General features: G+C 49.0%; 1 rRNA gene. It reads left to right on the plus strand.

What is annotated here, in order from left to right:
* Positions 1-723 (plus strand): 16S ribosomal RNA (locus GMA12_RS18130); the annotation flags it as partial.

Consider the following 723-nt stretch of genomic DNA (forward strand, 5'->3'; position numbering starts at 1 on the left):
GTAGGATAGTGGCCTACCATGGTGGCAACGGGTAACGGGGAATTAGGGTTCGATTCCGGAGAGGGAGCCTGAGAAACGGCTACCACATCCAAGGAAGGCAGCAGGCGCGCAAATTACCCAATCCCGACACGGGGAGGTAGTGACAATAAATACTGATACGGGGCTCTTTTGGGTCTCGTAATTGGAATGAGTACAATCTAAATCCCTTAACGAGGAACAATTGGAGGGCAAGTCTGGTGCCAGCAGCCGCGGTAATTCCAGCTCCAATAGCGTATATTAAAGTTGTTGCAGTTAAAAAGCTCGTAGTTGAACCTTGGGTCTGGCTGGCCGGTCCGCCTCACCGCGAGTACTGGTCCGGCTGGACCTTTCCTTCTGGGGAACCTCATGGCCTTCACTGGCTGTGGGGGGAACCAGGACTTTTACTGTGAAAAAATTAGAGTGTTCAAAGCAGGCCTTTGCTCGAATACATTAGCATGGAATAATAGAATAGGACGTGCGGTTCTATTTTGTTGGTTTCTAGGACCGCCGTAATGATTAATAGGGATAGTCGGGGGCGTCAGTATTCAGCTGTCAGAGGTGAAATTCTTGGATTTGCTGAAGACTAACTACTGCGAAAGCATTCGCCAAGGATGTTTTCATTAATCAGGGAACGAAAGTTAGGGGATCGAAGACGATCAGATACCGTCGTAGTCTTAACCATAAACTATGCCGACTAGGGATCGG

This window comes from Kocuria sediminis (assembly GCF_009735315.1).
Classification (GTDB): Bacteria; Actinomycetota; Actinomycetes; order Actinomycetales; family Micrococcaceae; genus Kocuria; species Kocuria turfanensis.